This window comes from Streptosporangium sp. NPDC000239 (genome assembly GCF_040300765.1).
Lineage (GTDB): Bacteria > Actinomycetota > Actinomycetes > Streptosporangiales > Streptosporangiaceae > Streptosporangium.
Map to the genome: position 1 here is coordinate 51366 of NZ_JBEPEI010000002.1, position 18116 is coordinate 69481.

An 18116-nucleotide genomic window follows, 5' to 3' on the forward strand; every position below is an offset into this window, starting at 1 on the left:
TTCCCTACCTCCAGGTCACTCACCCGACTCACTCACTTCACGGGAGACTCCTACGTCGCCCACCGCTCCGCTCGCTCCGTCAGGCTCGTTCCCTACCTCCAGGTCACTCACCCGACTCACTCACTTCACGGGAGACTCCTACGTCGCCCACCGCTCCGCTCGCTCCGTCAGGCTCGTTCCCTATTTCCCTGCCGGGCTCACCAGCGTGCCGATCTTCTCACCGCGTACGGCCCGCAGGATGTTGCCCTCGCCCATGAGGTCGAAGACCACGATGGGCAGGCCGTTGTCCATGCAGAGGCTGATGGCGGTGGCGTCCATGACACCGAGACCGCGGGTCAGCACCTCACCATATTCGAGGTGGTCGAACCTGACGGCGTCGGGGTTCTTCCTGGGGTCGGCGTCGTAGACGCCGTCCACCTGGGTTCCCTTGAGCAGTGCCTGGGCGCCGACCTCAAGCGCGCGCTGGGCGGCGCAGGTGTCGGTCGAGAAGAACGGCGAGCCGAGCCCGGCCCCGAAGATCACCACGCGCCCCTTCTCCAGGTGGCGGATGGCGCGACGGGGCAGGAAGGGCTCGGCGACCTGCTGCATGGTGATCGCCGTCTGAACGCGGGTGTCGATGCCGCGCTTCTCCAGGAAGTCCTGGAGGGCCAGGCAGTTGATGACCGTGCCGAGCATGCCCATGTAGTCGGCCCTGGCCCGGTCCATGCCGCGCTCGGACATCGCCGCACCGCGGAACATGTTGCCGCCGCCGACCACGACCGAGACCTGGACGCCCTCGCGGACCGCCTCGGCGATCGAGTCGGCCAGCTGCCCGACGACGCGGGGGTCGATGCCCAGCGGCTCGCCCCCGGCGAACGCCTCACCGGAGAGCTTCAACATGACGCGTTTCCAGCGAAGCGGGCCCGCGTACGACGAAACCGCCGACGTAGCGGGGTCTGATTTCTCCTGCACGGCGGCGGCCTCCTCGTTGTTCTAACGCTCTGGTGAGAGAAGCTGGGTCAAGCCTAAGCCTGGCCCACCTTGTAGCGGACGAAGGCCTGGACCTGAACGCCGTTCTCGGTGGCGAACTTGCCGACGGACTTCTTGTTGTCCTTGACGAAAGCCTGCTCAAGCAGGGTGAAGTCCTTGTACCAGCCGTTGATGCGGCCGTCGACGATCTTGCCGATGGCGGCCTCGGGCTTGCCCTCCTCGCGGGTCATCTCCTCGAAGAGCGCGCGCTCCTTCTCGATGACGTCCGCGGGGACCGCGGCGGAGTCGAGGTACTTCGGAGCCATCGCGGCGGCGTGCTGCGCGATGTCCTTGGCGACCTCGGCGTTGGCCGTGTCGAGCTGGACCAGCACGCCGACCGCCGGGGGCAGCTGCGGATCGGTCTTGTGCATGTAGGCGCCGATGAAGCCGCCCTCAAGGACCGCGAACCTACGGATCTCGATCTTCTCGCCGAGCGCGGCGTTGGCCTCGTCCAGCTGCTCCTTGACGGACTTGCCACCGAGCTCGGAGTCGAGCAGGGCGGGCACGTCGGCCGGCTTGGTGGCCAGGATGTGCTCGACGACCTGGGCCGCGAGCTCCTGGAAGCGCTCGCCCTTGGCGACGAAGTCGGTCTCGCAGTTGAGCTCGAGCAGCGCGGCGGAGGAGTCGCCGTCCTGCTTGAGGGCGATCAGGCCGTTGGAGGCGGTGCGGGCCTCGCGCTTGCCGACGTCCTTGGCGCCCTTGAGACGCAGGAGCTCGACGGCGCGGTCGAAGTCGCCCTCGGACTCCTCAAGAGCCTTCTTGCAGTCCATCATGCCGGCGGCGGTCAGCTCACGAAGCCGCTTGACGTCGGCCATGTTCACGGAAGCCATTGTCTTCTTCCTCGTGGGAATCGTCGTGGATCGGGTGGGTGCCCCGCGCTGGCGCACCCACCCGTGAAAGAGCCTTGCGGGTCGTACGGCCGGGCCGTACGAGGTGGGCCTAGGCCTGCTTGTCGGCGTCCTCGGCGGCCGGGGCGGCGGCCTCGGCCTCAGCCTCGGTGGCCTCGGCGGTCTCGGTGACCTCAGCGGCCGGGGCGGCCTCGGTCGCGGCGGTGGCCTCGGCGCCCGCGAGCAGCTCCTGCTCCCACTCGGCCAGCGGCTCGGCGCCACCGGCGACGGCCGGCTTGTCGTCACCGCGGTTGGCGCCCGCGCGGGCCATGAGGCCGGCGGCGACGGCGTCGGCGACGACGCGGGTCAGCAGACCGACGGCGCGGATGGCGTCGTCGTTACCCGGGATCGGGTAGTCGACCTCGTCCGGGTCGCAGTTGGTGTCGAGGATCGCGACGACCGGGATGTTGAGCTTGCGGGCCTCGCTGATCCCGATGTGCTCCTTCTTGGTGTCCACGACCCACACCGCGCTGGGCACGCGGGACATGTCACGGATACCGCCGAGGGTGCGCTCCAGCTTCTCCTTCTCACGGCGGCGCATGAGGAGCTCCTTCTTGGTGAGCCCCGAGCCGGCGACGTTGTCGAAGTCGAGCTCCTCAAGCTCCTTCAGACGCTGGAGCCTCTTGTGCACGGTGGAGAAGTTGGTGAGCATGCCACCCAGCCAGCGCTGGTTGACGTACGGCATGCCGACGCGGGCGGCCTGCTCGGCGATGGCCTCCTGCGCCTGCTTCTTCGTGCCGATGAACATGATCGTGCCGCCGTGCGCGACGGTCTCCTTGACGAAGTCGTAGGCCCTGTCGATGTAGGACAGCGACTTCTGCAGGTCGATGATGTAGATGCCGTTGCGCTCGGTGAAGATGAAGCGCTTCATCTTCGGGTTCCAGCGACGGGTCTGGTGACCGAAGTGGACGCCGCTCTCAAGCAGCTGCCGCATGGTGACGACGGGGGTGGACATGTGATTGTCCTCCAGGTCGGAGCACCCATCTCTGGGCGCTGTTCTCGGTTGACGCGACGGTCCGCGACCGTCGCCCTGATGCTCCGAACCGCCTCCAGCCGGGTTCTCACCCGGACCGATGGATGTGGTTCCTGATGGGGCATGCGAAGTCGGCCCGTGAGACACAGGCCATCGAAAATTGTACCCTCAGCCGGGCATCCCGCTGACCTCGGCGCGTCGGCGGCCCCTCACGCGTCGCGGGGAAGGCCGTGCGGCCGCCGTACGGCCCTGGGGAAGAGGTTGACCTGTGCCTCGGCGACCCTGGCGTCCGCGGGGGCCTCGTCCCGGCTGCGCGCGGTGAGCCGGTAGGGGGCGAGCAGCTCGTCGATCCGCCGGTTGAGATCCCCCAGCTCCTCCGAGTCGACCAGCAGGATCGTGCGGGAGAACGCCGTCGCCTCAAGCCAGTGCCTGGGCTCCCGGTCCAGTGCCGCCAGCGCGCGGGCGGCCTCCTCGGCGGCCTGGTCGCGCATGACCTTGATCAGCAGGTCCTTGGCCGTTCGCACCTCGGGACCGTCCTCCGGCTTCCGGGTGACGGACATCCTCTTGGAGGAGCTGCGCCAGAGCCGTTCCCTGCCGTCGCCCCTGGGCGGCGCGTCCTCGGCGAAGCCGTACTTGGCGAGCATGCGCAGGTGGTAGCTGGCCGCGCTCGGGGTGATCCCGACGACCTCGGCGACCTCGGTCGCGGTGGCGGGCCCCTCGACCTGGAGCCGGTTCAGGATCGCCAGCCGCGCGGGGTGGGCGAGGGCGCGCATCGCCACGGGATCGGTGAGCGGCTCACGTTCCTGGGTCATGTGCAAACCGTACCCACCCTTCGATGTGAAGGATTGCCTTCACAATTATGAAGTACTACCTTCATAGTTGTGAAGCATTCCCTTCACACCTGCTCCCCGAAGGTGGTCCTCCGTGCTCCAGACCGTTCCGTTGCGCGCCCAACGCGACTACCGGTTGCTGCTGTCCTCCCGCGCCGTCTCCGAGATCGGCACCGAGATCTCCAAGCTGGCCGTGCCGCTGACCGCCGCCGCCCTGCTCGGCGCCTCCCCGATCCAGATGGGCCTGCTCACCGCCGCCTCCTCGCTGCCCTCCCTGATGTTCGGGCTGCAGGCGGGGGCCCTCGCCGACCGGCTCAGGAGGCACAGGCCGGTCATGGTCGCCTGCGAGGCGGCCTCCGCGATGGCCATGGCCACGATCCCTCTCGCCTGGTTCGCCGGGCTGCTGACGGTGCCGTGGCTGATCGCTGCGGCGTTCGTCGTCGGCACCGGCACCACGCTCTTCCGCGCGGCGAACTTCCCTCACCTGGCCGTGGTGGTCGACGAGAGGCAGCGGACCGAGGCGCTCGCGGGCCTGCACTCGGTCTTCTCCCTCGCCTCCGTCTGCGGCCCCGGCCTCGCCGGACTACTCGTCCAGTTGTTCACCGCGCCGTTCGCGATCGTCGCCGACGCGTTCTCCTTCCTGGCCTCGGCGTTCCTCGTCCGGTCGATCAGGACCCCCGAGGACCACACTCCGGCTCCCCCGCGCGGTCTGTGGGCCGAGATCAACGAGGGTCTGCGAACGGTCACCGGCAACCCCGTGCTCAGAACGCTCTGCGGCTGCGGGGTCGTCATCAACTTCTTCGGGGCCGCCTACACGGCGGTGTTCGTGATCTACGCGCTCGCCGAGCTTCACCTGCCCGCGGGGCTGATCGGCCTGCTCACCGCCAGCTTCGGTGTCGGCGGCCTGGCGGCCACGGCCCTCATCCCGCGCCTGACCGCGAAGTACGGCGAGCACCAGGTGATCGCGTGCGCCGTCATCGTCTTCCCGCTCGACTACGTGATCACGGCGACCGCCTCGGGGCCGACGTGGGCCGCCTTCCTGGCCCTGGCCGCCGGCGGGCTGGTCAGCGGCGCGGCCGTCATCGCCTTCTCCGTCTGCTTCGGCGCCGTGGTCCTGCGGGAGACCCCCGCCGGCCTGCGGGGCCGGGTCAACGCGACCAACACCTTCGCCGTCCAGGGCGTGCTGGCCCTCGGCGGCATCGCGGGCGGCCTGCTCGGTCAAGTGCTCGGGCTGCGCCCCGTCCTGTGGATCGGCGCGGCCGGGGTCGCGCTCACGATCCCGTGGATCTGGCTCTCCCCCCTCGGCCGTTCCTCCGCACCGCGAACACGATGACCCCGGTGACCAGCCAGACGAGCCCGGCGACCTTGGCGAGCGGAGCGGCCAGGATGATGATCCAGATCGCGACGAGGCCGCCCGCGACCGGCACGACCAGGTGCCGCCACAGGTCACGGCTCCCCCGGCGAACCCTGAAGTATCCGATCACCGAGCCGTGCAGCATCGTGAACGCCGCCAACGCCCCGATGTCCACGACCGAGACCAGCACGTCAAGACCGTCCGGCCTGCTCGCCGCCCAGACCGAGACGACCAGCGTCACCGCCCCCGCGCTGAGCAGCGCCGCCCGTGGCGTCCCGGAGCCCGCATCGACCGTCGAGAGCGCCCGGGGCAGGCCGCCGTCCCTGGCCATGCCGTACAGCAGCCGCCCGGCCGCGGCCACCGCGGTCATCGCGGCGAACGCGGGACCGACCGCCTTGGCCACCTTCATCAGGCCCGCCAGCCAGGGGGCGACCGACCGCTCGACCACGTCGTAGAAGGCCGTGCCCTGCGTGGCGGGGTCCGCGGCCAGCTCCGCCGGGCTCATCGGGGCCAGCAGGCCGGCCAGGAAGGTCTGCAGCACGAACAGCGCCCCCGCGACCCCCAGGCAGAGCAGTACCGCCCTGCCGACCTGGCGCGAGTCACCGGTCGTCTCCTCCGCGAACGAGGCGATGGCGTCGAACCCCAGGAAGGACAGCACCGCGACCGAGACGGCCCCGATCACCAGGGTGGTCGTGGTCCCGCCGACCCCGGTGAACGGCGACGCCCACGGCCTGACCGGTCCCTCGGCGACCAGCACGACCACGGCCATCACCACGAAGATCGCCAGCACCACGATCTCGGCCAGCAGCACGACCAGGCCGACCCGGGCGGCCAGCCGTACTCCCGAGACGTTGAGCGCGGTGGTCACGGCGAAGGCCAGCGCGGTGAAGGCCCAGGCGGGGACGGCGGGAAAGAGCGCGTGCAGCGCGATCCCGGAGAACAGGTAGGCCACGCTGGGGATGAGCAGGTAGTCGAGCATGATCAACCAGCCCGCGAGGAACCCGGCCGCCTGACCGAGGCCCGCCGAGGCGTAGGCGAACACCGATCCGGCCCGCGGCACGACCCGTGACATCTCGGCGTACGACAGAGCGGTGAAGGCCATGGCCACCGTGGCGATGACGTAGACGAGCCCGACCGCCCCCGCGCTCCTCGCGTCGAGCACCCCGAACACGCCGACCGGGGCCAGCGGCCCGATGAACAGCAGTCCGTAGACGATCAGGTCCCGGACCGAGAGCGTACGGCGCAGCCTCGCCCGTGTCTCCACGCCATCCCCTCCCCCGCGCAGGATGCACTCGTCCCTGGACCATCCCCTCATCCGGCGTTGTCATCCGGGGTCGCCGCCGGAGGTTCCGGATCGGGCCGCTCACCACCAGGCGGGCGGGTGCTCCCCCTGTCCCGGTGGCGGGCTCGTCCAGTACGGCCGGGCACCGCCGACGCTCCCCGGCGCCCTGACATAGGTGAGCCTCCCGAACGGGCTGTCCATCTCGCTCAGCAGGTCGGCGACCCGCGGCCCCTTCCCTGTGACGTTCTCCGCCTCGGCGCGGCCGAGCGAGTCGAGCCACAGCGCGGTCCTGGCCAGCGACACCTCGACCCGCCAGGAACCTCCCTCCCGCGAACGGCGCGTCAGGGCGGCCATCGCGCCGAAGGCCGCCAGATAGCCCGTGGCGTGGTCGAGAGCCTGGGCGGGAAGCGGGCGCGGCCCGGCCCCTCCGCCACCCTCGTGGGCGATGCCGCACACCATCTGGACCAGACTGTCGAAACCCCGCCTGCCCGCCCACGGGCCGTGCGCGCCGTAGGCGGAGAGATCGACGCACACGATGCCCGGCCTGATCCCGGCCAGTTCCTCCGGACCGAAGCCCAGCGCCTCCAGCGCGCCCGGCCGGTAGGACTGCACGAACACCTCCGCCCCGGCGACCAGGTCACGCAACGCCGCCGCCCCCCGCGCGGTCCTCAGGTCGAGGTGGCAGGAGCGCTTGCCGAAAGCGGTGCCGACCACCAGCCCCGGCACCTCCGGCAGGTGCCCGGCCCCCACCCTGAGCACCCGCGCCCCGTGGGCGGCGAGCGTGCGGGTGGCCACCGGCCCGGCGATCACCCGTGTCAGGTCCAGCACCCGCACCCCGTCCAGCGGCCTGTCCCTCCTCCCGCCCGGTGCCCGTACCGGCCCGTCGCCGATCCTGGTCAGGCCGACGAGCGGCGAGCGCGCGACCGCCGCCCTCTGCGGATGGGCCCGCCACCCGGCGCGGCTGCGCATCATGGCCGCGCATCCCCCCTCGGCCGTGACCACCTCCTCGACCTCGAAGGCGGTACGGCCCGCGCACGCCCTGGCGACGGCCTCACCGTCCGCGCCGGTGGGCAACCCGAGGGCGGCCAGGGCCGCGTCCCTGTGGTGGTCGAAGTTGCAGTGCAGCCGGACCCACCCGTCAACGGTCCGGTAGTCGCCGGAAAGCGCCGCCCACCCGGCGGGACGAACTCCGTCGATCATGAAGTGGCGCTCGTCCAGGAAGGCGACCGCCGCCTCGCGGACGTCCACCTCCGCCCCCACTCCTCCCCCGAGACCGGCCGCCGCGGCGGTCGCGGCCCCGACGGAGACCGCGGCCGCCGTGTCGACGTGGAAGACGGACGGCAGCACCGGCTCCGCGCCGGTGACCCGCAAAGGCGGCAGCTCGACCCCTACCTCGGCGCCCAGCCTTCGCACGAGGTCCTCGACGACCTCTTCTCTCTCCTCACACATGCGACGAAGCCTCGCACTTCACCTTTCCATCCGCGGGCCTTCGGCGGGTTCTGGCTCTGGACACCACCCGAGGTCGTCTCCCGTATGGGTTTTCCACAGGCCGGCCGGTCCGCGTGCCGTTTTCCACAGAACCGGATTCGGTCCCTCGCGGGCGGGGCGAGCTGCGCGAAGGTCTGGGACCGGAGGTGGTTTCCATGGCCGCGAAGGACGATCTCGGCAGGCACGGCGAGCAACTCGCCGTCGCCTACCTGCTGACCCGTGGCATGCGGGTTCTCGACCGCAACTGGCGATGTTCCGACGGAGAGATCGACGTGGTCGCCCGCGAGGACCACACGCTCGTCGCGGTCGAGGTGAAGACCCGTTCGGGGCGCACCCACGGCACGGCCTTCGAGGCGGTGACCGAGGAGAAGGTCGCCCGCCTGCGCAGGCTCATCGCCAAATGGCGGAACGAGCGGTGTGCCCCGTCCGAACGGTTCGACGCGATCCGTGTCGACGTCGTCGCCCTCGAACGGTTCGCCGGGGCCTTCACCATCCGTCACGAACGAGGGATGTGCTGAATGTCCCTCAGACCATCACAGGGAGTGTGAGAAGTGACCGTCGCGCGCACCCGGTGCGTCGCCCTGCTCGGAGTGACCGGTCATCCCGTCGACGTGGAGGCCGACGTGGGCAGCGGCGTCGCGGGCACGCATCTCATCGGCATGCTGGACACCGCGCTCAGCGAGGCCCGCGACCGGGTCCGCTCCGCCGTGGTCAACAGCCGCCACACCTGGCCGGACGCCCGCATCACCATCAGCCTGTTCCCCGCCAGTCTCCCCAAACGAGGCAGCATGTTCGACCTCGCCATCGCCGTCGCGTTGCTGGCCGCGGCCGGAGTCGTGCCCGTGGCGCGGGTCGCCGACCCGTTCTTCCTGGGTGAGCTCGGCCTGGACGGCTCGCTGAGACCCCTGCGAGGGGTGCTGCCCGCCGTGCTGGCCGCCGCCGCGGCCGGTGCCCGCACCGTCGTCGTCCCGTCCCGCAACGCCGCCGAGGCCGCGCTCGTGCCCGGCGTGACGGTGGTCCCCGTCTCCACCCTGAGCCGGCTGGTCGACTGGTTGCGCGACGACGACCAGACCACCGTGCCCGCGACCCCCGACCCCGCCCCGGACGAGACCGGCGAGTCCGTACGGCCGTGGGCCTCCTCCACCACCGAGCGAAGAGCGGGCACCCCCGACATGGGCGACGTGGCCGGTCAGCCCTTCGCCCGCCGCGCGCTTGAGGTCTGCGCCGCGGGTGGGCACAACCTCTGGATGCTGGGGCCGCCGGGCACCGGCAAGACGATGCTCGCCGAGCGCCTGCCCACCCTGCTTCCCCATCTGGAGCGCGAGCAGGCCCTGGAGGTGACCGCCATCCACTCCGTCGCCGGGGCGCTGCCCGAGGATCGCCCCCTGCTGGTCCGGCCGCCGTTCGTCGCGCCCCACCACACCGCGACCGTGGCGGCCGTCATCGGCGGAGGCAGCGGGGCGATCCGGCCGGGCGCGGTCTCCCTCGCCCACCGAGGGGTCCTCTTCCTCGACGAGGCCCCCGAATACCCGGCGACCGTTCTCGACTCCCTCAGGCAGCCGCTTGAATCCGGCACGGTGACGGTGTCCAGGGCGATGGGCTCGGTGACGTTTCCCGCGCGGTTCATCCTGATTCTCGCGGCCAACCAGTGTCCGTGCGCGCGTCCCTCGGGGCCCGCCGACCCGTGTCGCTGCACCCCGATGGCCCGCAGACGTTACCTTTCCAGGCTCTCCGGCCCGCTGCTCGACCGCGTCGACATCAAGATCACACTGCATCGTTCCAGCCGCCGTGAACTTCTCGCCGACCGCCGGTTCATCGAGCCGAGCCGGGTGGTGGCCGAGCGGGTCCTGGCCGCCCGCGAACGGGCCGCGAAACGGTTCGCGGGCACACCGTGGCGGTGCAACGCGGAGGTGTCGGCCCAGGCTCTGCACACCGGCTACCGTCCGGCTTCGAAGGCGATGGCCCCGCTGCTCCGCTGTCTCGACAGCGGAGAGCTGAGCGCCCGGGGGCTCGATCGAACGCTCAGAGTGGCCTGGACGCTCGCCGATCTCGCGGGAAAGAACGCGCCCGAGGTCACCGAGACCAACGCGGCGCTCGGCCTGTGGCTTGGGGAGGCACGATGAACGACCGTCTCGCACGGGTCACGCTGATGCGGGTGGCGGAGCCCGGCGACCCCGTGGTCGGCCGTCTCGTCGCCACCATCGGCGCCGAGGCCGCTGTCAGGCGGATCCGCCGTGGCCGTCCTGATCCGGAGCTCGTCCGCTGGTTCGCCGACGCCTGCCGTCCTGCCCCGCCGAGCACACGGCCTCCCCGCCCCGTCCGGCCGGTCTCCGGCGATCGGAACGATCACGCCGCCCACCCACCCGGCGCCGCCGGACACCTCGCCTGGAAGCCGCCGACGAACGAGACAGAGGATGACGATGCCACCTTTGGGGCCACCTTCGGGGCCGCCTTCGAGCCGGATGGCCACGGTGTCCGTCCTGGGGCGAGCGGCGTTCCTCGGCCACGCGCCACGGGGCCGGAGAGCCGGGCTGCTGGCGTTCCTCTCAGCCCGGAGAGCTCCCACGGGGTGTGCGCCACTCTGCCGGACGGCCATGACGGCCCTCCTGGGAGGCGAGCCGGTCAGGTGTCGCTGGACCGGGCGGGGGGTGATCGTGTCCGTCCGGGGCCGGATGATGTTCCTGGGATGGGCACGGGAGAACACGACCTCCGGAGCGTTTCCGGCGCGTGCGGCGCCCACGCCGGGGGCGACCATCCGGTTGTTCCGGGGGGCTCTCATGACGGCCGCTCCCCCGGTGGTCTCACCGCGTCCGGGGGTTCGCCGATCCGGCGTCACGGTTCCTCGTCCCGTGCGGGCGGCGAACGGGCCGTTGAACGGCTCGGCCGGATGTTCTCCTCATGGGCGGCCCGTCTCGAAGCAGCCGATCCCGCCCAGGACCTGGCCTCGGGAGAACGGCTCGGGGCCAGACTGGTGGTTCCGGGAGATCCCGAATGGCCGACCCAGCTGAACGACCTCCAGGAGCGCGCGCCGTACGGCCTGTGGCTCAACGGGGAGGCGGACCTCCGCTTCTCCTGCCTGCGTTCCGTCGCCGTCGTCGGCTCCAGGGCGGCCACGCCGTACGGCACGCACATGGCCGCGGAGTTCGGCGCCGGACTCGGCGAACGCGGCTGGAGCATCGTCTCCGGGGGCGCCTACGGCATAGACGGGGCGGCTCATCGCGGCGCTCTCGAAAGCGGGGCGCCGACCGTCGTGGTCCTGGCCTGCGGCACCGACGTCGCCTATCCCAGCGCGCACCACGACCTGTTCGCGGCCGTGCGGTCGCAGGGGCTCCTGGTGAGCGAGTGCCCGATGGGCGCCCGCCCCACCCGGCCACGCTTCCTGATCCGCAACCGTCTCATCGCGGCGCTGTCACGGGGAAGCCTGGTGATCGAGGCGGCCGTGCGCAGCGGGGCGCTGAACACCGCCGGACACGCGACCTCGCTGAACCGCGTCGTGGCCGCCGTCCCCGGGCCCGTGACGTCGGAGATGTCGGCCGGGTGTCATCGGCTGATCCGTCAGGGGGCCGCGGTCTGTGTCACCACCCCGGCGGAGATGATCGAGCTCGTCGGGGTGATGGGAGACGATCTCGCCCCCGAGGTCCGGGGGCCCGTGCTCCCCCGTGACCGGCTGGACCCGGAGACCCGTCAGGTCCTGGAGGTCATCCCCGCCCGTACGGGAGCCGGCCCGGCCGTGATAGCGACGGCCGCGGGCGTCGATCTGGAGACCGTGCTGTCCTGCCTGGGCGGCCTGGCCGCCGCCGGATACGTGGAACGTGTCGCGAAAGGCTGGCGGTTGCGCCCGAACAGATCACCGGGAGGCTGACTCCCTCTCGCCGCGACGAGGGGCTTTGGGGGATCGGCGCGAAACGCGTCACGAGGCCAAGGAGGCCCTACCGGGAACCCGGACGAAACCAGCGAAGGGCGAGCCATGGCTGTCGTATGCCAGCGTCGTATTCGCCCCCACCGGATCTCTCGACGCCGTCGCCCCCCGACCTCCATCGCCTCCCGTCACTTTCCGGACGTCCTGCCCCGGGAGGCCGCGCTCAGGGAATCGCGGCCACGGCGGTGATCTCCACGAGTTGGCCGGTGTATCCCAGGCACGAGACGCCCAGCAGGGTCGAGGTGTGCGGGCCCTCCGCGAGGCCGGACTCACGCACGACCTGCCACACCCGGCCGAGGGGTTCGGGGGTGTCCGCCACCACGTAAACGGTGCTGGACAGCACATGGCTCAGGTCGCTGCCCGCCGCCTGCAACGCGGTCCGCAGATTGGCCAGCACCTGCCGGGTCTGCGCGACCGGATCACCGGCCCCGACAAGGCCGCCGTCACCGTCCAGCGGGACGGCACCGGCCATGAAGGCCAGCCGCTGACCGGCCTCGACCACGACCGCGTGCGCGTAGTCCGGGGGCGGGAACAGCCCCGCGACGGTCATCCGATGGATCATCACACTCCTGACGCTTGGTTGCCCCACGTACCGGTCTCCCGGCACGTTGGCCTCCCGGCAGACGGGCTTCCCGACATACCGGTCTTCTGACGACGCCGTTCCAGAACGGAACCCCGGCCTCCTGAGGCGCCGGTTTCCCGCCATGCCGGTCTCCTGGCGCCCTGGCATGATGATCGCCGTCTCCGGCTCCGGTGTCATCCGGGTTTTCCCGCGCCGCACCCCCGTCACGCCCGGCGCCCCCGTCATCTCCGGCATCCCCGTCAAGCCCGGATGACCCCACCACACCCCGCTGACCGTCGAAGCCGAGACGACCCGTCGGCCTCGCCCCTTGCGGACATGGGCGGCCCGTTGTCTCCACGGCCGCCGGGCACGAGTGATCCGCCGGCCGACGGGGCACCGGATCACCGGGGTCCCACGGGCCAGACCGGGAGCAGCCTGACCCGTCCCTGCCCCAGCAGGAGGAGCGGGTCGAGGTAGGAGTGGTCCCGTAACAGGCCCCAGTGCAGGCAGGCCGTACGACAGTGGCCGGGAACGTCCTGGACGACGCCGATGACCTCGCCCCGGCTCACCCGCTGGCCACGCCGTACCGAGGGGCGGACGGGAAGGTAGGTCGTCCGCAGGCCGCCGGGGTGAAGAACCGTCACCACCGCCCGTCCGGCGAGCGGCCCCGCGTAACCGATCGTCCCCGCACCGGCCGCGTGCACCTCCGCACCGGGGGTCGTGGCGAGGTCGACCCCCCGATGGCCGGCCAGCCACGGCCGAGCCGGAGGGTCGAACCCCCTGAGCACGACGAGACGCCCCACGAGCGGCCGGCCCCACCGGGCGGAGACGGTGTCAGGGGACGCGCCGCGGGTGCCCCCGGCCGCCGGGAGGGCGAACAGCGGCACCACCAGCAGAATGACGAGGAAGGATCTCACGCATCGAGGATGCGCGTTCCCGCCCGGAGACGACGGACCGAACGGCGTTCTGTGGACAGCCGACGTCCCCCGGAGCGGAGGACGTCGGAGGAGATCCCGGCGAAAGACACCGGGAGGGCGCAAACGGGCTCAGTTCGAGAAGCCCTCCTTGGGCATCTCCAGGTCGGGCTTGGCGAGTTCCTCGACGTTGACGTCCTTGAAGGTGACCACGCGGACGTTCTTGACGAACCTCGCGGGCCGATACATGTCCCAGACCCAGGCGTCCTGCATCTTCACGTCGAAGAACACGTCACCGTTCTCGGCGGTACGGACGTCCAGATCGACCGAGTTCGTGAGGTAGAAGCGCCGCTCGGTCTCGACCACGTAGGTGAACAGACCGACGACGTCGCGGTACTCACGGTAAAGCTGCAGCTCCATCTCGGTCTCGTATTTTTCGAGATCCTCTGCGCTCATACCGGTCCTCCTGTCGCACGCCCTTCCCGGGCCGTCTGATCAGACGACACCGGCCCCCATTTCATTTTCACCCATCACCTCACCCGGCCTGGACCTCGCCACCGTCGCGAACGAGAAACGGTGGTCGGGGCACGGACCGTACATCTCCAGTGCTCTGCGATGATCCACGGTGCCATACCCCTTGTGCTCCGCGAAGCCGTACACGGGATGGCGTTCGTGGAGCGCGATCATCATTCTGTCTCGCGTCACCTTCGCCACGATCGACGCCGCCGCCACGCAGGCGGCGACCTGGTCCCCCTTCCAGACACCCAGCGAGGGAACCGGCAGGCCGGGGACGGGGAAGCCGTCGGTGAGCACGTAGCCGGGATGGAAGGAAAGCCGCGCGACGGCGCGGCGCATTCCCTCGATGTTCGACTTGTGCAGGCCGCGCCTGTCGATCTCCTTCGGAGAGATCGTCACCACGCTGAACGTCCTGGCCGTCATCATGATCCGGTCGTACAGCGCCTCCCGCCGGGAGGCCGTGAGCGTCTTGGAGTCGCCGAGCCCCTCGATCCTGCGCCCGAGGACGACCGCCGCGATCACCAGGGGTCCCGCGCAGGCTCCCCGGCCCGCCTCGTCGACCCCGGCCACCGGGCCCAGGCCACGGCGTGCCAGAGCCCGCTCATAGCCGTACAGGCCTGAGTCGCGCCGGACCACGCTGGGCGTGGGACGGAACGCAATCGTCATCGCACCACGGCAGACATAGCGACCATGAGCAGAGAGTACGCCCCATCCGGACCATTCGGTACCGCTATCTCAGCTTGGTGAAGGTCTCCGGCGTGGAGAGCAGTCCTACCCTGGAGAACGGCCAGTAGATCGCGAAGGCCCGGCCGATGACCGCCTTCTCCGAGATCGTGCCCTCTCCCTCCTGCTCCTCGTGCGTCCGGGAGTCGGCGGAGGCCGAACGGTGGTCTCCCATGACCCACAGCCGCCCCTTGGGCACGACCTTCTCGAATTTCTCACCCGAGGGGAAGTCGTCGGGGTGGAGGTAGGCCTTCTCGTCGAGCGGCACCCCGTTCACCGTGATCCGCCCCTGGGCGTCACAGCACTTCACCGTGTCGCCGCCGACCGCGATGACCCGTTTGATGGTGTCCTCACCGTCCCAGCCCTTGAAGACGACGACGTCGCCACGATCGGGCGTGCCGGACAGCTTGTTGACGAACACCCGGTCTCCGTTGATCAGGGTGTTCTCCATCGACTCCGACGGAATGGCGAAGGAGTCGAGGACGATCAGGCGCAGCAGCAGCGCCACGAGCACGCCGCCCAGCAGCAGGAGCGCCGACTCGATCAGGCTCTTCCTCTTCGAGCCCTTCTTCTCAGGCTGGGGGGAGGGCTCGTCCTCGGGGGTGACGGGCCTGTTCTCGGGTTCCACGGTCATGGGGTACGGCTACCGCCTCGAACGCCGGCGGCGCCGCCACAGCACCAGGGGCACGGCCCCCGCGAAACCGGCCACGAAGGGGACTGCCTCCCCCGCCGCTACGGCGGCCTTGAGGGCCGGCTGGTTGAAGGTGCTGGGGATGGGGATGATCTCGGCCCTTGAGAAGGGCCACACGATCACGAAGGCCCGGCCGATGACCTTGTCGATGGGGATGCTCCCGCCGCCGGGGTCACCCATGTGCAGGCGGGAGTCCAGGGAGACGGAGCGATGGTCGCCCATCACCCACAGGCGGCCCGGCGGGACCTTCGCGCTGAAGGTCCTGTCGGAGGGGACGTTGCCGGGATAGAGGTAGGCCTTCTCGTCGAGCGGCACCCCGTTCACCGTGACCCGTCCCTGGGCGTCACAGCACTTCACCGTGTCACCGGGCACCCCGATGACCCGCTTGATGTAGTCCTTCTCGCCCGGGACGACGCCGAAGGCGGAACCGGCCCACCTGAAGAAGGCGACCACGGGGTTGGCCGGCTCCTCGATGTTCACCTCGCTGTCCCAGGAGTCGACGCCGGAGAAGACCACCACGTCACCGCGTTCGATGTCGCGGACCCGGTAGACGAGCTTGTTCACCAGGACACGGTCGTTGACCAGGAGGGTGTTCTCCATGGACTCCGACGGGATGTAGAACGCCTGGACCACGAAGGTCTTGATGACGAGCGCGAGCACCAGCGCGACGACGATCAGGACGGGGAGTTCCTTCCAGAAGGCCCCCTTCTTCTTGCCCTCGCCATCGGCCCGCTCGTCCCGGCCGCCCTCGGCGTTCGTCTGGGTCTCTCCGGCGATCACGCCCACCTCGTCCTCGACAGGTCGACGCGAGGCTGCGCCGGACTCCCGGTCTTCGCTAGTCATCGGTGACGAGCCTAGATGATGGAAAGCGCCGGTCAGCCGCCCGCCGGGTTACCTGACAGCTATGGGTCCGCCATAGGAGGTCAAACCCTCCTGCATGCGAATGGCCCGCACCACCGACGGCGGAGCGGGCCAGAACGTTCGAATGCGGGCGCGTCAGCGAGCCTCGCGCTTCTCCTTGATGCGGGCGGCCTTGCCGCGCAGGTCGCGCATGTAGTAGAGCTTGGCGCGGCGGACGTCACCACGGGTCACCACGACGATCTTCTCGATGACCGGGCTGTTCACCGGGAAGGTGCGCTCGACGCCGACGCTGTAGCTGACCTTGCGCACGGTGAAGGTCTCACGGGAGCCACCGCCCTGGCGGCGCAGGACGAAGCCCTTGAACACCTGGATACGGGACCGGTTGCCCTCGATGACCCGTACGTGAACCTCAAGCGTGTCGCCGGGGCGGAAGGCCGGGATGTCGGAACGGAGCGAGGCCTTCTCGATCTCGCTGATCAGCGTGTGCATGACAGTGGTACCTCGTCTAGATGAGCACGTGGAGGTTCATCCGGCCGCGGCGGGCGGCATCGCGATGGACACACGTGCTGAATTGGATGTGTCTGGGAACCGGGCCGTCCGCCCGGTTGCGCGCGCCAACCCGTGGACAGCAAGCGGCAACGCTTCAGTTTGCCATATTTCTCCGACCGACCGGAAATCAGCACGTCAGACCGGGTGGTCGCCCTCCTGAGCGGGCTGTCCCAGCTCCGCCAGGAGCTTCAGGTCGTGCTTGTCCAGGCCCCGCGGGTCGAGCGCGGCCAGCAGCTCGGGCCGGTTTCTCGCGGTACGGCGCAGCGCCTCGTCCCGCCGCCACCTGGCGATCCGGCCGTGGTGCCCGGACAGCAGGATCTCGGGGACCTCGTGTCCCCGCCACTCAGGGGGCTTGGTGTAGACGGGCCCCTCAAGAAGGTTCTCCATCGCCCCCGGCGCGAACGAGTCGTCCACGGCGGAGCAGGCGTTGCCGAGCACCCCGGGCAGCAGCCGTCCCACGGCCTCGACCATCACCAGCACCGCGGCCTCACCACCGGCCAGCACGTAGTCGCCGACGCTGACCTCGTCGACCCGCGTCCGCGTGCCGTACTCGGCCATGACGCGGGAGTCGATGCCCTCGTAGCGGGCGGGGGTGAACAGCAGCCACGGCTCGGCGGCGTACTCCATCGCGAGCCGCTGGGTGAAGGGCACGCCGCTCGGGGTCGGCACGATGATCCGGGCGGGCGCGTCCTGGCCGGTCGAGAGGACGGCGTCGATGGCCTCGCCCCACGGGTCGGGCTTCATGACCATGCCGGGGCCGCCGCCGTAGGGGGTGTCGTCCACGGTGCGGTGGACGTCGTGGGCCCAGTCGCGCAGCTGGTGCAGGCGCACGTCCAGGATGCCGCGCTCACGCGCCTTGCCGATGAGGGAGACGCCGAGCGGCGCGAAGTACTCGGGGAAGATCGAGATGATGTCGACGCGCATGTCAGACGGCCTCGTCCGGGTCGAGCAGGCCTGCGGGCGCGTCCACGACGAGGTGCCCCTTCTCCAGGTCGACCACGGGCACCAGCGCCTTGACGAACGGCACGTAGACCTCCCTGCCCTGCCTGCGCACCACGAGCAGGTCCTGCCCGTGGTGGAGCACGTCGGACACCTCACCGGCGCGCTCCCCGTCGGGGGTGAGCACGGTCAGGCCGATGAGCTGGTGGTCGTGGAACTCGTCCGGGTCGTCGGAGGGCGGGATGTCCGCCGAGTCGATGACGAGCATGGTGCCCCTGAGCCCTTCGGCCCGGTCGCGGTCGTCGACGCCCTCGAACCTGACCAGCAGGACCCCGGCGTGGTTGCGGCTCGACCGGACGACGAGCGGGCCCGCGGCGGCGGGGTCGGTGGCGATGGCGGCCCCGGGAGCGAAGCGCCGCTCCGGGTCGTCGGTGCGCACCTCGACGGACACCTCGCCGCGAAGTCCGTGGGGACGGCCGATCCGGCCTACGACAAGCTGCACGCCCGCCTCCCGAGATAGTGGTGTGTGAGAAGACGAACGGGCCACCCACACTGGGTGGGTGACCCGTTCGCCGGTGGATCTCATGTGGGTGCCTGACCCCGTTCCCCGGACCGGAACG

The 18116-nt window shown here is 70.5% G+C and carries 20 protein-coding genes; 5 read left to right on the top strand and 15 right to left on the bottom strand.

The window, feature by feature from the left end:
• Positions 1–180 precede the first annotated feature (180 nt).
• The 4 genes from pyrH to ABT340_RS05760 form a co-directional block, all read right to left on the bottom strand.
• On the bottom strand, positions 181–879 hold the full coding sequence (pyrH, locus tag ABT340_RS05745) for a UMP kinase (RefSeq protein WP_386192836.1): 699 nt from the start codon (positions 877–879) through the stop codon (positions 181–183).
• A 125-nt stretch (positions 880–1004) separates the two neighbouring features.
• Positions 1005–1838 (bottom strand): translation elongation factor Ts, encoded by an 834-nt coding sequence (gene tsf / locus ABT340_RS05750; protein ID WP_352009515.1) that lies wholly within the window; start codon positions 1836–1838, stop codon positions 1005–1007.
• A gap of 109 nt (positions 1839–1947) precedes the next feature.
• Positions 1948–2850: a 30S ribosomal protein S2 gene (rpsB, locus tag ABT340_RS05755; RefSeq protein WP_352009516.1), complete on the bottom strand. Its 903-nt coding sequence runs from the start codon at positions 2848–2850 to the stop codon at positions 1948–1950.
• 227 nt (positions 2851–3077) lie between these two features.
• Entirely contained in the window at positions 3078–3680 is a 603-nt protein-coding gene (locus tag ABT340_RS05760) for an ArsR/SmtB family transcription factor (RefSeq protein ID WP_352009517.1), read from the bottom strand.
• A gap of 112 nt (positions 3681–3792) precedes the next feature.
• On the opposite strand from ABT340_RS05760, the gene ABT340_RS05765 reads away from it, so the two are divergent.
• A complete protein-coding gene (locus tag ABT340_RS05765) occupies positions 3793–5031 on the top strand; it encodes an MFS transporter (RefSeq protein ID WP_352009518.1) in 1239 nt (412 codons plus the stop codon).
• Here ABT340_RS05765 and ABT340_RS05770 read toward each other — a convergent pair.
• Positions 4970–6316: an APC family permease gene (locus tag ABT340_RS05770; RefSeq protein ID WP_352009519.1), complete on the bottom strand. Its 1347-nt coding sequence runs from the start codon at positions 6314–6316 to the stop codon at positions 4970–4972. The genes ABT340_RS05765 and ABT340_RS05770 overlap by 62 nt on opposite strands.
• A 99-nt stretch (positions 6317–6415) precedes the next feature.
• Complete coding sequence (locus ABT340_RS05775; RefSeq protein WP_352009520.1) at positions 6416–7783, bottom strand: CoA transferase; 1368 nt, start codon at positions 7781–7783, stop codon at positions 6416–6418.
• 194 nt (positions 7784–7977) lie between these two features.
• Between ABT340_RS05775 and ABT340_RS05780 the strand changes: the two genes are divergently transcribed.
• From ABT340_RS05780 to dprA, 3 genes are all read left to right on the top strand, one after another.
• Positions 7978–8340 carry a YraN family protein gene (locus tag ABT340_RS05780; protein ID WP_352009521.1) on the top strand — a complete coding sequence of 121 codons (363 nt, stop codon included), beginning with the start codon at positions 7978–7980 and terminating at the stop codon, positions 8338–8340.
• 33 nt (positions 8341–8373) lie between these two features.
• Positions 8374–9945 (top strand): YifB family Mg chelatase-like AAA ATPase, encoded by a 1572-nt coding sequence (locus ABT340_RS05785; protein WP_352009522.1) that lies wholly within the window; start codon positions 8374–8376, stop codon positions 9943–9945.
• A 764-nt stretch (positions 9946–10709) separates the two neighbouring features.
• Positions 10710–11684, top strand: a complete 975-nt coding sequence (gene dprA, locus ABT340_RS05790; protein ID WP_352009523.1) for a DNA-processing protein DprA — start codon at positions 10710–10712, stop codon at positions 11682–11684.
• Between the two features lie 220 nt (positions 11685–11904).
• Here dprA and ABT340_RS05795 read toward each other — a convergent pair whose 3' ends face one another.
• Positions 11905–12303, bottom strand: coding sequence for a RidA family protein (locus tag ABT340_RS05795; protein WP_352009524.1), 399 nt, complete (start codon positions 12301–12303; stop codon positions 11905–11907).
• Positions 12304–12445: 142 nt separating this feature from the next.
• Between ABT340_RS05795 and ABT340_RS05800 the strand changes: the two genes are divergently transcribed.
• Entirely contained in the window at positions 12446–12577 is a 132-nt protein-coding gene (locus ABT340_RS05800; RefSeq protein ID WP_352009525.1) for a hypothetical protein, read from the top strand.
• Between the two features lie 127 nt (positions 12578–12704).
• Here the strand turns inward: ABT340_RS05800 and ABT340_RS05805 are convergent, their stop codons facing one another.
• The 8 genes from ABT340_RS05805 to rimM form a co-directional block, all read right to left on the bottom strand.
• Positions 12705–13220 (bottom strand): murein hydrolase activator EnvC family protein, encoded by a 516-nt coding sequence (locus ABT340_RS05805; RefSeq protein WP_352009526.1) that lies wholly within the window; start codon positions 13218–13220, stop codon positions 12705–12707.
• A gap of 129 nt (positions 13221–13349) precedes the next feature.
• Positions 13350–13673 (bottom strand): DUF2469 domain-containing protein, encoded by a 324-nt coding sequence (locus tag ABT340_RS05810; protein ID WP_012888569.1) that lies wholly within the window; start codon positions 13671–13673, stop codon positions 13350–13352.
• A 39-nt stretch (positions 13674–13712) separates the two neighbouring features.
• Positions 13713–14399, bottom strand: a complete 687-nt coding sequence (locus ABT340_RS05815) for a ribonuclease HII (RefSeq protein ID WP_352009527.1) — start codon at positions 14397–14399, stop codon at positions 13713–13715.
• 64 nt (positions 14400–14463) lie between these two features.
• On the bottom strand, positions 14464–15090 hold the full coding sequence (gene lepB / locus ABT340_RS05820) for a signal peptidase I (RefSeq protein ID WP_352009528.1): 627 nt from the start codon (positions 15088–15090) through the stop codon (positions 14464–14466).
• A gap of 9 nt (positions 15091–15099) precedes the next feature.
• Positions 15100–15990, bottom strand: coding sequence for a signal peptidase I (gene lepB / locus ABT340_RS05825; protein ID WP_352009529.1), 891 nt, complete (start codon positions 15988–15990; stop codon positions 15100–15102).
• Between the two features lie 153 nt (positions 15991–16143).
• Positions 16144–16497 carry a 50S ribosomal protein L19 gene (gene rplS / locus ABT340_RS05830; RefSeq protein WP_352009530.1) on the bottom strand — a complete coding sequence of 118 codons (354 nt, stop codon included), beginning with the start codon at positions 16495–16497 and terminating at the stop codon, positions 16144–16146.
• 195 nt (positions 16498–16692) lie between these two features.
• Positions 16693–17481, bottom strand: a complete 789-nt coding sequence (gene trmD / locus ABT340_RS05835) for a tRNA (guanosine(37)-N1)-methyltransferase TrmD (protein ID WP_352009531.1) — start codon at positions 17479–17481, stop codon at positions 16693–16695.
• 1 nt (position 17482) lies between these two features.
• Complete coding sequence (gene rimM / locus ABT340_RS05840) at positions 17483–17998, bottom strand: ribosome maturation factor RimM (RefSeq protein WP_352009532.1); 516 nt, start codon at positions 17996–17998, stop codon at positions 17483–17485.
• Between the last annotated feature and the right edge of the window lie 118 nt (positions 17999–18116).

Bases quoted from the DNA above. Each gene is read 5' to 3' on its own strand.
- ABT340_RS05795 (WP_352009524.1), bottom strand. From the start codon at position 12,303: ATGATCCATCGGATGACCGTCGCGGGGCTGTTCCCGCCCCCGGACTAC.
- dprA (WP_352009523.1), top strand. From the start codon at position 10,710: ATGTTCTCCTCATGGGCGGCCCGTCTCGAAGCAGCCGATCCCGCCCAG.
- rplS (WP_352009530.1), bottom strand. From the start codon at position 16,497: ATGCACACGCTGATCAGCGAGATCGAGAAGGCCTCGCTCCGTTCCGAC.
- ABT340_RS05815 (WP_352009527.1), bottom strand. From the start codon at position 14,399: ATGACGATTGCGTTCCGTCCCACGCCCAGCGTGGTCCGGCGCGACTCA.
- lepB (WP_352009529.1), bottom strand. From the start codon at position 15,990: ATGACTAGCGAAGACCGGGAGTCCGGCGCAGCCTCGCGTCGACCTGTC.
- rpsB (WP_352009516.1), bottom strand. From the start codon at position 2,850: ATGTCCACCCCCGTCGTCACCATGCGGCAGCTGCTTGAGAGCGGCGTC.
- pyrH (WP_386192836.1), bottom strand. From the start codon at position 879: ATGTTGAAGCTCTCCGGTGAGGCGTTCGCCGGGGGCGAGCCGCTGGGC.
- ABT340_RS05775 (WP_352009520.1), bottom strand. From the start codon at position 7,783: ATGTGTGAGGAGAGAGAAGAGGTCGTCGAGGACCTCGTGCGAAGGCTG.
- ABT340_RS05810 (WP_012888569.1), bottom strand. From the start codon at position 13,673: ATGAGCGCAGAGGATCTCGAAAAATACGAGACCGAGATGGAGCTGCAG.
- ABT340_RS05780 (WP_352009521.1), top strand. From the start codon at position 7,978: ATGGCCGCGAAGGACGATCTCGGCAGGCACGGCGAGCAACTCGCCGTC.
- tsf (WP_352009515.1), bottom strand. From the start codon at position 1,838: ATGGCTTCCGTGAACATGGCCGACGTCAAGCGGCTTCGTGAGCTGACC.
- trmD (WP_352009531.1), bottom strand. From the start codon at position 17,481: ATGCGCGTCGACATCATCTCGATCTTCCCCGAGTACTTCGCGCCGCTC.
- ABT340_RS05800 (WP_352009525.1), top strand. From the start codon at position 12,446: ATGCCGGTCTCCTGGCGCCCTGGCATGATGATCGCCGTCTCCGGCTCC.
- lepB (WP_352009528.1), bottom strand. From the start codon at position 15,090: ATGACCGTGGAACCCGAGAACAGGCCCGTCACCCCCGAGGACGAGCCC.
- ABT340_RS05760 (WP_352009517.1), bottom strand. From the start codon at position 3,680: ATGACCCAGGAACGTGAGCCGCTCACCGATCCCGTGGCGATGCGCGCC.